Here is a 15,232-nt window from a genome sequence, read left to right as displayed (position 1 = left end):
AGATTATATGATTGAAAATTACAATAATGTACGTGCCGTTTTAAATGAGTTGCGCGCTGCGTTAAAGCAACTGCGTGAAACAGGTGAGACCTATTCTGTTTATATAGAAAAAACAGGACTTACCGAGGAGGAACAGGTGGAAGTACTGGAAACGTTGGGACGTGGTCATATTACAATTTCCTTTAATGAAACGGATCAACCGGTGGAGTGGTATGAATCCCAATTTTCCGGCATCTGGATCGGTATCTATAAAAACGGTCGCGATGATTCTATTCTGCATACCGTAGAGGTTTCCAGATACCCAGTAGTGGCCGGAGCTTATGATGAAGATATGGAAACGGCGGAAGAAGATTTACAGACTTGGATTGACGCGGCCGGATTATAAGCGGCGAAATCCTGTTGCAATAGCGGTCATTGTAGGTTCATTTTTGTGTTTTCTTCATCGGTTTTATATAAACGATTTCATAATTAAAAATAAATAGATTTTTTATTTATTCGGATTACTAATATATAAAAAAGATGAAGATGAAATTTGGTTATAAGTGAATAACCCTTGTATTTACTGGGTTTATTCGGATAATTGGCCTTATTGTTAACCTTTGACATTTGCCTTAATTTACTATTTCACATAAAATAGGTGAGTAAAGTACTTTGGAGGATTTATGTTACTTTCTATTGTAGTGCCTGTATATAACGAAGAGGATAATATAGCTACTTTTTATAAAGCTGTAACTGATGTTATGTCAGGTCTTACATATGATTATGAATTAATCTATGTAGATGATGGATCTAATGATTCGTCGGCTATCATACTGCGTGAAATTGCTAGCGATGATAAACATGTTAAAGTGTTATTGCTGGCTCGCAACTTCGGGCATCAGACGGCATTGACCTGCGGTCTTGATTACGCTCATGGTGATGCAGTTATTACAATGGATGGTGACATGCAGCATCCGCCTGCTTTGATTCCCGAACTCGTTCGGTTATGGGAATCCGGGTATGATGTGGTGCGCACCATACGGGACTCGACAGAGGACGCCAGCTGGGCTAAATCTTTCACGTCAAAGTATTATTACAAGCTAATGAATAAGATGGCCGATGTTCCTATCGTGGAGGGCGGATCCGATTTTCGCCTCATGAATAGCAAAGCATTGGGCACCTTGAAACGCTTTCGGGAACATGGACGTTTCTTGCGCGGCATTGTCGGGGCCTTAGGATATCGACAGGCGGAATTACATTTCGTGGCACCTCCGAGATATGCAGGGGTTTCCAAATTCAGCGTACGCAAGATGATTCGCTTTGCTCTAGATGGGGTTACAGCATTTTCCAGAGTTCCGTTGCGAGCGGCTCTCTATGTAGGTGTACTCTGCGGGGGATTGAGTTTTTTACTTATCCTGCATCTCCTTTATGTGTACCTTACGGGACAAGCTCTTAACGGCTGGACGACAATAGGCGTATCCATTTTATTTATTGGTGGAATTCAACTCGTCGGATTAGGTATTATAGGCGAGTATGTAGGTCGTATTTTTGAAGAGGTGAAGCAACGACCTTTGTATTGGGTTAAGTCCGCAATAAACTTCGAGGGCCATGAAGAGGTACCTGTGATGGGACCTAGCAGTGCCGATGTGTTTATCGCGTCGGAGACTTATACCGACCAAAGCAAGGAAGACTAGCTGTATTTGTGAATGCAAATAAATAGACGGTTAGTATATTTTGAATAAGTAACTTACTTTAAGTTTTTTTGGAAAGGAAGCATATGAAGTCAAAATATAGTAAGGCGAAAATAACGGCATTAACATTAACTTTTGTGTGTGCCAGTACTGCCATAGTTGGCGCAACAACATTGCAATATGGTGATAAAGGCAAAAGTGTTACAGCGGTTCAACAGCAACTGATTAAACACGGCTATAATGCAACAGATAAAAACGGTGTATACGGTAAGGAAACAAAATGGGCGGTTCGCTTGTTCCAACAAGATCGCGGACTTCCTGTAGACGGTATTGTAGGTCCTGCAACGTATAATGCCTTAATGGGGGCCCCTCGTTCTACTAAGGCGGCGCTAACGCATAATGCGGCAACAAAAGCAGTGGCGACGAAGTCTGCTTTCACAAACAGTAATGCCACATCCCGTCGTATTGCCGGTCAATCGATTAACGGGAAGCATGTCAGATTAAACAACATTACAAAAAGCGAAACACCTAGCAGTATTCATGCTATTTTGGCGGAAGCCAACAAATACCGCGGCGTACCGTATGTATTTGGCGGTACTACACCAAGCGGCTTTGACTGCTCCGGTTATGTTAAATACGTATTCGCGCAACAGGGTATTTCCTTGCCTCGTTTAGCGGATGAGCAATATAACGTGGGTGTTGAAGTATCTCGTGCTAATTTGAAGGCAGGGGACTTGGTATTCTTTGAAACCTATGAACCGGGCCCATCTCACTCCGGTATTTATATCGGCGACGGTCAATTCATCAGTGCTACATCCAGCAGCGGTGTTGCTGTAGCAAGCTTGGATTCCGGCTACTGGGGCGAACGCTATATCGGTGCGAAACGCGTCGTACGCTAAAACTCTATACTAGCTCAAAAGAGGCTATACGAATCAATTATGTACTTGTTGATCCGTATAACCTCTTTTTTTATATGGTGAAAGTCCACGAATTATGCGGGCTTATCATGGTTTTTGATAGATTTTCTATATTATTTACGGTATAATTAGGAGTAAATAATTTTAGGAGGAATATACACATGAAGGGTAATGAGCTGCGTCAAGCGTACTTGCAGTTTTTTGAAAGTAAAGGGCATTTAAAGTTAGATAGTTTTTCTCTTATACCGGAAAACGATCCATCCCTATTATTGATCGGGGCGGGGATGGCGCCGTTAAAGCCTTTCTTCACCGGTAAACTGGTACCTCCTTGTCATCGTATTACAACAAGTCAGAAATGTATGCGTACAGGGGACCTTGAAAACGTGGGTCGCACCGCGCGTCATCATACATTCTTTGAAATGCTCGGCAATTTCTCCTTCGGCGACTACTTCAAGAAGGAAGCCATTCATTGGGCATGGGAATTTTTGACGGAAGTCATCAAACTCGATAAAAATAGACTCTATGTCACTGTATATCCGGATGATCAGGAGGCTTATGATACCTGGCATAACGATTGCGGTGTAGAAGAAAGCCATATCTCCCGTTTGGAGGATAACTTCTGGGAAATCGGTGAAGGTCCATGCGGTCCGGACAGTGAAATTTTCTTTGATCAGGGCCCTGAACACGGCTGTGACGATCCAAATTGCGCACCCGGCTGCGACTGCGACCGGTATCTTGAAATTTGGAATCTCGTGTTCACTCAATTCAATAAGATGCCGGACGGTTCCTATGAGCCGTTGGAACATAAAAATATCGATACCGGCGCCGGTCTTGAACGATTGGCATCCGTATTGCAACATTGTAAAACGAACTTTGAAACAGATTTGATTTTCCCGATTATCGAGGCGACGGCAAAACGTGCAGGCGTTTCGTATAACGATAATGAAAGCACCGATGTATCCTTGAAGGTTATTGCGGACCATGCTCGCGCCGTAACGGCATTGATTTCCGACGGTGTATTGCCGTCTAATGAGGGGCGCGGTTACGTATTGCGCCGTATCTTGCGCCGTGCCGTGCGCCATGGTCGCTTACTCGGTATTGACGGTGTTTTCTTAACACCTCTTATCGACGTAGTCGTAGATATTCTAGGACCGGGAATCAAGTCCATCGCTGAGAAAAAAGACTTCGTAAAACGGGTCGTTCAAAACGAAGAAGAACGATTCAATCAGACGTTGGAACAAGGCCTTGAATTATTGAACTCCTTAATCGATACATTGGCTGCCGGGAAAGCGACTGTCGTACCGGGCGTAGAAGTATTTAAATTGTATGATACATACGGATTTCCTTGGGAATTAACAGAGGAAATTGCGTCTGAGCGTGGCTTTACAATCGATCGTGACGGTTTCGATGCGGCGATGAAGGAGCAACGTGAACGCGCCCGTGAAGCCCGTGTTAAAGAAGATGCAAAGGTGGCAACACCTGATATTACATTCCTTAAGGATGAAGAACTTCTTGAAGATGAAGCTGTAACGGTATCTTCCGTTCTTATGATCGGTAAAGGTTCCGAACGCTTGCAAACGGCCGCTGACGGTGATGAAATCACCATTATCGTTGGTACGACTCCGTTCCACGCTGAAGGGGGCGGACAATTAGGTGATACGGGCTTTATCGTCGGACCGATGGGCAAGGTGGAGGTTCATAATACGAAACGTTTGCCTGAAGGTACGGTTTATCATATCGGTACCGTTGTGGAAGGTTCTATTTCCGAAGGTGATGATGTGACGCTTGAAGTGGATACGGACCGCCGTGCCGCGATGGCTCGCAATCATACGGCAACACATTTATTGCATGCGGCCTTGAAACAAGTGTTAGGCGAACATGTGAATCAGGCGGGCTCTTTGGTAACGCCGGATTATTTGCGTTTCGATTTTACGCATTTCTCCCCTGTAACACAGGAGGAACTTGAAAAAATAGAGGCTCTCGTAAATGAAGAGATACTCAAAGCAACGGATCTTGCTATCGCTGAAATGTCTATGGATGAAGCGAAAGCAAAAGGAGCGATGGCACTTTTCGGCGATAAATACGGCGATGTTGTACGCGTGGTAGAGGTACCAGGATTCTCCGTTGAATTGTGCGGCGGCTCTCACGTGGGCAATACGGCATTCATCGGTTCGTTCCGTTTGACATCCGAATCCGGTATCGGATCCGGTGTGCGTCGTATCGAAGCGATTACGGGGCGCGCAGCTATTGAGGCGGCACAACAGGATCGCTTGACTATTGAGCGTCTGGCAGGAGAGCTTAAGACGAAACCTGCGCAGGTAGAGGAATGTTTGCATCAGGTATTGGCCGAAGCGAAAGCGGTTGAACACGAGCTCAATGAAATCCGCAAGGAAATCACCGCCAGCGGTGCTGCTGATATCGTATCCGCTAAGGTGAGTATTAACGGTGTCGACGCCATCTTCGCATCCGTTAGGGTTAATACGATGGATGAACTTCGAGATTATGCGGATCAGGCCCTCGATGTACTCGGCGGATCCGGTGTGGTTCTCCTAGGTTCCGTTATAGGTGATGATAAGGTAAGCTTTGCATGTAAGGTATCTAAAGATATCGTAAGTAAAGGTGCTCATGCAGGTAATATCGTAAAAGCTGCCGCTCAGGTAACGGGCGGTAATGGTGGCGGTCGTCCTGACATGGCGCAAGCGGGCGGCAAGGAACCGGATAAATTACCGGATGCACTTAAAGCAGGTGGAGATGCTTTGTCATCTATGTTACAATAATATATATAATTGTATAATTATTATTGATATATACTATTTAATACTATGCAGTTATATACGTAACCTAAGCTAAGATTAACTGCCCGAGTCGGACGGTTAGCATACGAGGCTGAGTCTCGTCTTTCACAAGGACGGGCCTCGCCTGATGTACTGAAAAGGAGGGATATGCATGAAGGTTTCCGATGAAACTATGTTATTCCGTAAAGTTGAAGATGAACCGGTAACAGCTGAAGAGGTACTTACTCGCGTTTATCAATCGATTCAAGAAAAAGGGTATAATCCGATCAATCAAATTCTGGGATATCTTATCTCCGGTGATCCTGCGTATATCACAAGTTATAATAATGCACGATCCGACATTCGCCGTTTAGAGCGGGATGATTTGATTGAAGAATTATTAAAAGAATACGCAAAGGCTAAGAAACTGTAATGAGGATTATGTCATTGGACGTAGGCAGCCGAACTATCGGCATCGCCTGCAGTGATGCATTGCTCATGACGGCGCAAGGCATAGAAACCATTCGCAGAACATCCCTTGAAAAGGACTTTCACAGACTGCAGGAACTCATCACCGAATACGAGGTGCATGAGCTGGTCGTGGGAATGCCGAAAAATATGAACGGCACCAAAGGGGATAGGGCTGTAAAGACGGAGGAATTCGTCGCCAAGATGAAAGAAGTCATCGATTTACCTGTTACTTATTGGGATGAGAGGTTATCCACCGTCATGGCGGAGCGCCAACTCATCGCAGCTGATGTAAGTCGTAAAAAACGCAAATCTGTGATCGACAAGATGGCAGCGGTTGTAATTTTGCAAGGATATTTAGATCGCTTGCAGTTTAATAAATAAGTATTTAAAAGGAGGGTTTCCAATGGTTGACCAAAATTTTGAAGGCGAAGTGTATTACTTGGAATTCGAAGACGAAAACGGTAAGAAACAGTACTTCACGGAAGACGTTGTTTTGAATCATGAAGGCCAAGAATACGCCGTTCTTGTACATGTGCAGGAGGAAGAGGCTGACCATGAAGGTCAAGATGATACATATATGATCTTGGCCCGTATCGAAACAAATGAAGAAGGCGTAGAGGAATATGTGCCTTTGGATGAAGATGATGAACATTTCGAAGCTCTGGTAAAATTGTATGAGGATATGGATGACGACGAGTAATCCATTGTAAATGTAGCGTATTGCCATTGGGTGATGCGCTATTTTTATGTCCTGAACTTCATAGGGGAAATATAGAGTTTATGGTATAATAGAGTGACAATTGACGCTTATTTGATAGAAAGGAACTCAATATCGTGAGAAAACCCTTAAAATATATTTGTATTATTATTATCGTAGGAATCTTGGTTATCGTAGGCGGCCTCAGTGCATTGTACTATATGCCGAATACATTTGCCCAGGATGATGGATCTCAAGTGGTGGTCATCGATAAGAATCAAACAGGATCTGAAATTGCGGACATGCTTTATGAAAAAGGCCTCATCCGCTCCACTCAGGGCTTTAAGCTGTGGCTGTTGTTGAGCGGTACCGGTGATAAGCTTCAAACGGGGCATTATCAGATTCCGAATAAGGTGTCTGTGAAAGAACTCATTTCCCTGTTGCAGGAGGGTCATGTAAAATCAATTTGTCTGACTATTCCGGAAGGTTACACGGTAGGCGATATCGCGATTGAGCTCGAGAAGAATAAGATCATGAAGTCGAAGGACTTTTTAGAGGAAGCGAAGACCTTTGTACCTTATCCGTATATGAAGGGGACAAAGCCTGAAACATATCCGGTAGAGGGGTTTTTATTTCCAAGCACATATGAGATCCCTGTAGATGCGACGCCGCGTGACGTGATTCAAATGATGGCGGATGAAATGAATCGCTATCTGACTCCGGCCGTAAAAAAGCAGATCCAGGCTCAACATATGAGTATTCACGACTTTGTGACATTGGCGTCTATTGTTGAACGTGAATCTCTGTTTGATGCGGATCGTCCGACTATTGCAGGTGTATTTAAAAAACGGTTGGCCCATGGTATTCCATTGCAGTCCGATGCGACGATTTCCTATGTACTCGGTTATGCGAAGGAACATGTAACATTAGGGGATACTCAATTACAGAGCCCTTATAATACATATGTGAGCAAAGGCTTACCGCCGGGACCGATTGCAAATCCCGGTAAAAAATCCCTTGATGCGGTACTTCATTCCGAAAATACGGATTATTTGTACTTCGTGGCGGATAAAGAAGGCCATAATCACTTCTCTAAAACCTATGAGGAACATTTAGCGGCGGTTCATAAGATCTACGGCAGTGATTCCACGCCGTCCGGTAATGAATCCGCGGCGCAGGCGGCAGGGCCTAACTATGACGTGGCTGCGGCTACTACTGAGCCTAATTATAATTACAGTTCGGCGGAAGCGGTGGAAGCGGATTCTCAATATGTTGATGTAGAACCGACTACTAAGTATACGCCGACAACGATTCCTGTCACGACGGCACCGGAAGCTGCACAGAGTGCACCGGCGGCAACACCGAATGCCGACTCCGGCAGTAACTATGTACCGACGACGATTCCTGTTACAACGCCACCGGAATCGATGCAGAACGTGATTCCGAATTCATCGCAGTCGAATGTGCCGCCTATTCAGGTACAGCGACCGCAACCCGTGAATCCGTCCGGCGGGACAAGTTCCAATCAATACAATTATCGATAATGTAGGAGAATCTATCTACTTTCATGACATTAAATGATATTTTAAATGAACAGCGTATTTATGCGATGCTTAATGATGTACCGATTTTGCGAGAATCGGAGGTACATCTGTTTGAAGAATTAATAGGATTATATCGGCCCACCTCCGTGTTGGAGGTGGGCACCGCCATTGGATATTCCGCACTGCTGATGGCTCCTTTGCTCGATGAGGGAGGCCATATTACATCCATAGAACTGGATGAGGTGCGTCATAAAATGGCGAAATATTATATTGATCAATCCGCCTATGCGGATGCGATTACCTTAATTCAAGGTGATGCGTCTCAGGTGTTAACGAACCTTGTCGGTGAATATGATCTCGTCTTTCTGGATGGACCGAAAGGTCAGTATTTAAAACAATTGGAACTGATTTTGCCGCATGTGAAAGAAGGCGGCGTTATCCTCGCGGATAATGTCCTTTTCAGAGGTTACGTGCGCGGCGAAAAAGAAGCGCCGAAGCGCTTTAAGACAATCGTTAAACGATTACAGGAATATTTGAACTTTGTAGAAAATAAAGAATTATTTAATACCACGATTTACCCTATGGGGGACGGTATGAGTGTGAGTGTGTGGAAAGGACACAACAAATAATGGCAGAACATTTTATGGAATTACTTTGCCCGGCGGGCAATATGGATAAATTGAAGATGGCGATTCGCTATGGTGCGGATGCCGTCTATTGCGCGGGAAAGCGCTTCGGACTTCGCGCGGGAAATTCGAACTTCTCCGATGAGGAACTGAAGGAAGCGGTGGAATTTGTTCATTCTCATGGCAAGAAGATCCACGTCACCTGTAATATCATTCCTCATAATGAGGATTTTGAAGGCCTGGAGGATTATTTGAAATTTCTTGAAAGCATCGGTGTCGATGCTATCATTGTGGCGGATATGGGGATTTTCAGCCTTGCAAAACGCGTGGCTCCGGGGCTTGAGTTACATGTGAGTACGCAAGCGTCCACTACAAACTGGCATACCGTGCAGATGTGGAAAGAATTGGGTGCCGCCCGTGTCGTGGCGGCTCGCGAAGTATCGCTGGCGGATCTTAAAGAAATGAAGGACCATGTAGATATCGAAATCGAGTCCTTCGTTCATGGCTCCATGTGTATCTCTTACTCGGGCCGTTGCCTTCTATCGAACTATATGACGGGAAATCGCGATGCGAATCGCGGTCAATGTTCTCAATCCTGCCGCTGGAAATACTCTCTTGTGGAGTCCAATCGTCCCGGCGAATATTATCCCATCGAAGAGGATGAACATGGTACCTATATTTTTAACTCCAAGGACTTGTGTCTGATTCATCGCATTCCTGACCTTTATGAGGCCGGCATAGACAGCCTTAAAATCGAAGGCCGTATGAAATCCGTTCACTACGTTGCGACGGTGGCCAAGGTGTACCGTACGGCTATCGATACATATTTGAAAGAAGGCAAGGACTGGTATGTACGTCCTGAATGGATCGAGGAATTGGAAAAAATCTCTCATCGTCCGTATACTGACGGCTTTGCCGAAGGTCGCCCTGATGAAAGCGCACAAAACTACGGCAAATCCACGAATACGCAGAGTCACGACTTCATCGGTTTAGTTCTGGGCTATAACGAAGAAGAAAAATATGTGGATCTTGAACAACGCAATAATTTCAAGGTCGGTGATAAGGTTGAATTCTGTCAGCCGAAAGGTGATTTAGTCGAAGCCGTTATCGAGAAGATGACGGACGAGGACGGCAATCCTATCGATGTGGCACCGCATGCGCAAATGAGAGTCCGCCTTTACATGGATACGCCTCTTGAGCCGTATTCCATGATGCGCCGCGAGTGTAAGCAGAAGGAAGACTGATATGAGCGGTATTCGATTAGAGACGAATCATTCGGAAATTTCGGAGCTATCGAATCGGAATCAAGCGGTTCTGTCCGATGATCCGTTGGTGCCGAGCCGCTCCATAGGGGCTTTTGAAGAGGCTCCTGATGAGTCTGACTCCGGTGAAGAAGCATATGTGTACTTTCATATCGATCCGAAGCATACGAATTTCGTCAATCGTATCATCGAAGGCTATGAGTACGTCGGCGTGATGACCTCTGTTGATAATGAGGGCCTATGTATGGTGCGCTGCACGCCATCGACCAGGTCTCTGGCTATTGATATTTTGCAAAGTCTGCCCGAATATGTAACAATAGAAGGGTAACATGGTGTCATTGCTCAGTGTATTTGTAATGATGCCGAATTTTGGTGTATAGCTTATCAGGCTATAGTGAAATAATAGAGAAATGAGAGTAAATCTATGAAACAGTCTATCTTGAAACGTGCTTTATTAACAGCTTGTCTCGGTGTGTCTATGGCAGGCGTCGCTATGGCGGGTCCTGTAGGCCCCGTTGTTATCCCTCAAGCGGGAGAAGTGGTTGTGATTAACCATGGACCTGATCTTACGTTTACAGGGAATATCAATTTTGATGTGGAAAGCCAGGAAAACAATAATTTAAAGGTCGGATCCAACGTGATTCCGAATGTATTGTATGGTGCGGCTTTCAATAAAGCCGGTGCACCGGATACGATTATCCCTGCTCAGACCTATGTTTATGTGGGTACGAAGGACGGTGCGAATGCTTTCACCGAACCGAGTGACGGGGATAAAAAAGGTGCGAAATGGAATGTGGAAACCCTGAAGAAAACCAAAGAGGGCGAAGTGCAATTAGCGAGTCGCGGTGTGCCTGAAAAGCCGTTGGCGAACCAAGTGTTCACCATCAAGGATTCCATTATGCTGAGCGCCGTGGATATCAGTAAAACTGAAGTGGGTCGTAACAGCAAAGGCGTTCTGTATATGAACGTACCTAAGGAGTTGAAACTCACTGCCGATACGGGTATTCCTGATGATGTGCGCGAAACGATGCCGGCCATGTTCCGCGGTAAGCAGGGGGATTCCCTCATGGTGAATCTCATGCCTCTAAATGATGAGGAGCGTCAACAATTGGCGGCGAATCCGCATAATGCAAATGCAATCGTGTTCAATCGCGGCATGAATATCGCAAAAATGATCGGTTCCTCCGCACGTACCAGCAAGGTATACACATACATGAAGGACCATTATCTGAACCTCGTTATCGTTGCGAAGGATTACGATGATAACGGTGCACGAGGTAGCGGCGTTATGATGGTGTCCAAGCAGGATAATTCCAACGATATTCTGTTGACCCTTTATAAAGGTCCGGATCTTTCCAGCAGTAAACTGGAAAAGGTAATCGGCGCGATGTTGTCTACGAATTTCAAACGATAAATAATACTATAAACACTAACATAGGCTCGAGGTTAATCTCGGGCCTATACGTTTTATAAATATCTCCATATAAATGAAGAGAAGCTTTACATTTTTTGTCTTTTATAAAAATTACGGCTTATAGTTTTTATGAAATTTACAGTTAAACTGTATTGAATTTTTTAGTCCTCTATGATACTATAATCTAGTAAAAGTTATGCAAAGGACATGATTCTCATATCCCTGTGTGTCAGAGAGAGGCGGATGCTGGAAATGCCTTACACATATATCGGAATTACCCCCTTTAAACTGATTTGTCGAACCTGAGTAGGCAAATACGGCCGCCACCGTTATCGGGCTTAATGAAGTGAATTAACTATATCGTTCGGTATAGGTAGTTAACTAGGGTGGAACCGCGAATGATCTTCGTCCCTTGTTGGTAGGGATAGAAGGTCTTTTTTTATTACCCGGTTTACCAAAACATTTACTCGATGCATATGTATTGTGTGGTATGTGGGCATAATGGGTGAAAGTAGTGACAGAATCTATCCTAGTTTATAAATTGGAGGAAATAGAAATGGCAGATGTAAAAATCATTTTACCTGATGGTAGCGCAAAGGCATATCCTGCAGGCACTACTCTCGGGGAAGCAGTAAAACAACTCTCTAACAGCTTGGCGAAAAAAGTTCTCGCTGCAAATGTAAACGGTGAATTGACTGACCTTCGCGAGGAACTTGTCGACGGTTCTGAAGTATCATTCCTGACATTTGAAGATGACGGAGGTAAACATACTTTGCGCCACACAGCTTCTCATATCTTGGCTCAAGCTGTTAAACGTTTATGGCCTGAAGCTAAATTGGCTATTGGACCCGCTATCGATAAAGGTTTCTACTATGATATCGATATGGAACATACTTTGACTCCTGAAGATTTAGGTAAAATCGAAAAGGAAATGAGCCGCATCGTAAAAGAAAACTTACCGATTACTAAAACTGTTATGCCTCGTCAAGAAGCTATCGAGTTCTTCAAATCTAAAAACGAAGACTACAAGGTGGAATTGATTCAAGACCTTCCTGAAGATGCTGTGATCTCCTGTTACTCTCAAGGCGATTTCATCGACCTTTGTGCAGGACCTCACGTGGCATCCACTGGTAAAGTGAAAGCTTTCAAATTACAAAGCATTGCAGGCGCTTACTGGCGCGGCGATGAAAAGAATAAAATGTTGCAACGTATTTATGGTACAGCATTCGAGAAAAAAGAAGAACTAGATGCATACCTTCACATGCTTGAAGAAGCGGCTAAACGTGACCACCGTAAACTCGGTAAAGAACTCGGCTTGTTCGTTATCAAAGAAGAAGGTCCTGGTTTCCCATTCTTCTTACCGAAAGGCATGGCTCTTCGCAACGAATTGGAAAATTTCTGGCGCGAAGTTCATCATGATTTTGACTATGAAGAAATTCGTACGCCGATTATCCTGAATAAACATTTATGGGAAACATCCGGTCACTGGGATCATTACCGTGAAAATATGTATACTACAATCATTGATGATGAAGAATATGCAATTAAACCGATGAACTGTCCGGGCGGTATCTTGGTTTACCAGAACGAAATGCATTCCTATCGCGATTTGCCGTTGCGCTATGCGGAACTCGGTTTAGTACACCGTCACGAATTATCCGGCGCGTTACACGGTTTATTCCGCGTTCGTGCTTTCACACAGGACGATGCTCACGTATTCATGTTGCCAGATCAAATGCAATCTGAGTTGATGAAAGTTATCGAATTGTTCGATCGCATTTATAGCCAATTCGGTTTGAAATACCATGTGGAATTATCCACAAAACCGGATAATGCGATGGGCGACGATGCTATTTGGGAACAGGCGACGGATGCATTACGCAATGCTATCGAAGCTAAGGGTATTGATTACGTAATCAATCCTGGTGACGGCGCTTTCTACGGACCTAAGCTCGACTACCATATCGAAGATTCCTTAGGTCGTACATGGCAATGCGGTACTATCCAATTGGATATGAACCTTCCTGAACGATTCCAGATGGAATATATCGGTGAAGACGGTCAAAAACATCAACCTATCATGATTCACCGTGCGTGCTTCGGCTCCATGGAACGTTTCATCGGTATCTTGACTGAGCACTATGCAGGTGCATTCCCTACATGGATGGCCCCTGTACAAGTTAAAATCTTGCCTATCTCCGAAAAACATGTTGAATACGCTAAGCAATTGGCTAAACAAATGCATCACGACTATGTACGTGTAGAAGTGGATGACCGCAGCGAAAAAATCGGCTATAAAATCCGTCAGGCACAAATGGCGAAGGTACCGTACATGCTCGTTGTAGGAGATAAGGAAGTGGAAGAAGGCACAGTTAACGTGCGTAAACACGGCGGCGATGAATTGGGCTCCGTTCCATTCGATGAATTCTTCAATGCTGTTAAAATTGAAATTAAAGAACGTAATTAATTATTTACTATTTTAGTATTTCCAATGTTTTAAACTTCCCCTCATATTTTGTACAATTACGATTAGGTTGTATAATTTAATGGTGATGAGATTATATAGAGGGGGAGTTTCTTATGTTCTCTTTAATTGTTACCTGTGAGTAGCGAAAGGAAATTCAAATGAAAGATGTAAATTCATATGGCTGGAAAGCCGTTATCGGTTCCTCTATCGGTTATGCTATGGATGGTTTCGACCTCCTGATTTTAGGCTTTATGTTGAGCCTGATTTCGGGTGATCTAGGATTGTCTACGGGGCAGGCGGGTTCTCTCGTAACGTGGACCTTGATAGGGGCCGTAGTCGGCGGGTTTGTATTCGGTACCTTATCGGATAAGTTCGGTCGTGTTCGCGTGTTGACATGGACAATTGTGCTCTTTGCTGTTTTTACCGGCCTTTGTGCTTTTGCACAAGGGTATTGGGATCTTCTTATATACCGTACTATCGCCGGCATTGGTCTAGGCGGTGAGTTCGGTATCGGTATGGCTTTGGCCGCCGAGGCGTGGCCGGCTAAGCATCGCGCTAAGGCGACCAGCTATGTGGCCATCGGTTGGCAATTAGGTGTATTGGCAGCGGCTCTCTTAACACCTGTCCTAATTCCTGTTATCGGATGGCGCGGTATGTTTATGGTGGGGATCATCCCTGCATTTGTGGCATGGATTTTCCGTTCTAAACTACATGAGCCGGACATCTTTGTGCAGAGCAAGGAAACTAATGAGCATTCTCATAAGCAATCGTTCAAACTTCTCGTTAAAGATGTTAAAACCGCAAAAACGTCTATCGGTGTAGCCGTTCTTACATCTGTACAGAATTTCGGTTATTACGGTATCATGATCTGGTTGCCGAACTTCCTGAGTAAGCAATTAGGTTTTTCCCTTACAAAGTCCGGTCTGTGGACCGCTGTTACCGTATGCGGTATGATGGTCGGCATTTGGTTATTCGGACGACTAGCCGACAAGCTTGGTCGTAAACCGACATTTGTTTTATTCCAGGCCTGTGCGGTTGTTTCCATTTTAGTTTACTCTCAGTTATCTGATCCAACCGCTATGTTATTTGCCGGTGCCATTTTAGGTGCCTCTGTAAATGGTATGATGGGCGGTTACGGTGCCTTGATGGCTGAAGCCTACCCGACGAGTGCCCGTGCGACGGCTCAAAATGTATTGTTTAACATCGGCCGTGCGGTCGGCGGCTTTAGCCCGATGGTAGTGGGTATGATTATTTCATTGTACTCTTACCAAGTGGCAATCGCTTTCCTTGCGATTATCTATGTAATCGATATTTTAGCAACAATATTCTTAATTCCTGAACTAAAAGGTAAGGAACTGGAATAAATAGTTCTTTGAAAGTTTTACATTGA

The 15,232-nt window shown here is 44.5% G+C and carries 14 protein-coding genes and 1 other annotated feature; all 14 genes read left to right on the top strand.

The genetic code is table 11. The annotated features are described in order from the left end of the window. Nucleotides 1-7: 7 nt before the first annotated feature. Nucleotides 8-385 (top strand): hydrogenase expression/formation C-terminal domain-containing protein, encoded by a 378-nt coding sequence (locus tag HMPREF1521_RS02920; RefSeq protein ID WP_038115591.1) that lies wholly within the window; start codon nucleotides 8-10, stop codon nucleotides 383-385. A gap of 277 nt (nucleotides 386-662) precedes the next feature. Further along, nucleotides 663-1,673, top strand: a complete 1,011-nt coding sequence (locus HMPREF1521_RS02915; RefSeq protein ID WP_038115588.1) for a glycosyltransferase family 2 protein — start codon at nucleotides 663-665, stop codon at nucleotides 1,671-1,673. Nucleotides 1,674-1,756: 83 nt separating this feature from the next. Further along, a complete protein-coding gene (locus HMPREF1521_RS02910; RefSeq protein WP_038115585.1) occupies nucleotides 1,757-2,569 on the top strand; it encodes an NlpC/P60 family protein in 813 nt (270 codons plus the stop codon). Between the two features lie 179 nt (nucleotides 2,570-2,748). Then, nucleotides 2,749-5,364, top strand: coding sequence for an alanine--tRNA ligase (gene alaS, locus HMPREF1521_RS02905; RefSeq protein WP_038115582.1), 2,616 nt, complete (start codon nucleotides 2,749-2,751; stop codon nucleotides 5,362-5,364). Between the two features lie 169 nt (nucleotides 5,365-5,533). Then, nucleotides 5,534-5,794 carry an IreB family regulatory phosphoprotein gene (locus HMPREF1521_RS02900; protein ID WP_038115579.1) on the top strand — a complete coding sequence of 87 codons (261 nt, stop codon included), beginning with the start codon at nucleotides 5,534-5,536 and terminating at the stop codon, nucleotides 5,792-5,794. Continuing rightward, on the top strand, nucleotides 5,794-6,213 hold the full coding sequence (gene ruvX, locus HMPREF1521_RS02895) for a Holliday junction resolvase RuvX (RefSeq protein WP_038115577.1): 420 nt from the start codon (nucleotides 5,794-5,796) through the stop codon (nucleotides 6,211-6,213). Before HMPREF1521_RS02900 ends, ruvX begins: the two co-directional genes overlap by 1 nt. Nucleotides 6,214-6,235: 22 nt before the next feature. Further along, on the top strand, nucleotides 6,236-6,532 hold the full coding sequence (locus HMPREF1521_RS02890) for a DUF1292 domain-containing protein (RefSeq protein ID WP_038115575.1): 297 nt from the start codon (nucleotides 6,236-6,238) through the stop codon (nucleotides 6,530-6,532). Between the two features lie 134 nt (nucleotides 6,533-6,666). Beyond that, nucleotides 6,667-8,073, top strand: coding sequence for an endolytic transglycosylase MltG (mltG, locus tag HMPREF1521_RS02885; RefSeq protein WP_038115572.1), 1,407 nt, complete (start codon nucleotides 6,667-6,669; stop codon nucleotides 8,071-8,073). Nucleotides 8,074-8,096: 23 nt separating this feature from the next. After that, nucleotides 8,097-8,702, top strand: coding sequence for an O-methyltransferase (locus tag HMPREF1521_RS02880; RefSeq protein WP_038115569.1), 606 nt, complete (start codon nucleotides 8,097-8,099; stop codon nucleotides 8,700-8,702). Continuing rightward, nucleotides 8,702-9,943: a U32 family peptidase gene (locus HMPREF1521_RS02875; protein WP_038115566.1), complete on the top strand. Its 1,242-nt coding sequence runs from the start codon at nucleotides 8,702-8,704 to the stop codon at nucleotides 9,941-9,943. The genes HMPREF1521_RS02880 and HMPREF1521_RS02875 overlap by 1 nt, the downstream gene beginning before the upstream one ends. A gap of 1 nt (nucleotide 9,944) precedes the next feature. Continuing rightward, a complete protein-coding gene (locus tag HMPREF1521_RS02870) occupies nucleotides 9,945-10,289 on the top strand; it encodes a DUF4911 domain-containing protein (RefSeq protein ID WP_084214613.1) in 345 nt (114 codons plus the stop codon). Nucleotides 10,290-10,385: 96 nt separating this feature from the next. Further along, on the top strand, nucleotides 10,386-11,375 hold the full coding sequence (locus tag HMPREF1521_RS02865; protein ID WP_038115563.1) for a hypothetical protein: 990 nt from the start codon (nucleotides 10,386-10,388) through the stop codon (nucleotides 11,373-11,375). A 187-nt stretch (nucleotides 11,376-11,562) separates the two neighbouring features. Continuing rightward, nucleotides 11,563-11,791, top strand: a binding site (T-box leader). Between the two features lie 140 nt (nucleotides 11,792-11,931). Continuing rightward, a complete protein-coding gene (thrS, locus tag HMPREF1521_RS02860; protein WP_038115560.1) occupies nucleotides 11,932-13,842 on the top strand; it encodes a threonine--tRNA ligase in 1,911 nt (636 codons plus the stop codon). Between the two features lie 158 nt (nucleotides 13,843-14,000). Next, on the top strand, nucleotides 14,001-15,206 hold the full coding sequence (locus tag HMPREF1521_RS02855) for an MFS transporter (RefSeq protein ID WP_038115558.1): 1,206 nt from the start codon (nucleotides 14,001-14,003) through the stop codon (nucleotides 15,204-15,206). The last annotated feature ends 26 nt before the right edge of the window (nucleotides 15,207-15,232 follow it).

Source organism: Veillonella sp. AS16, assembly GCF_000517785.1.
Lineage (GTDB): Bacteria > Bacillota > Negativicutes > Veillonellales > Veillonellaceae > Veillonella > Veillonella denticariosi.
This window is presented reverse-complemented; position numbering and strand designations above follow the sequence as displayed.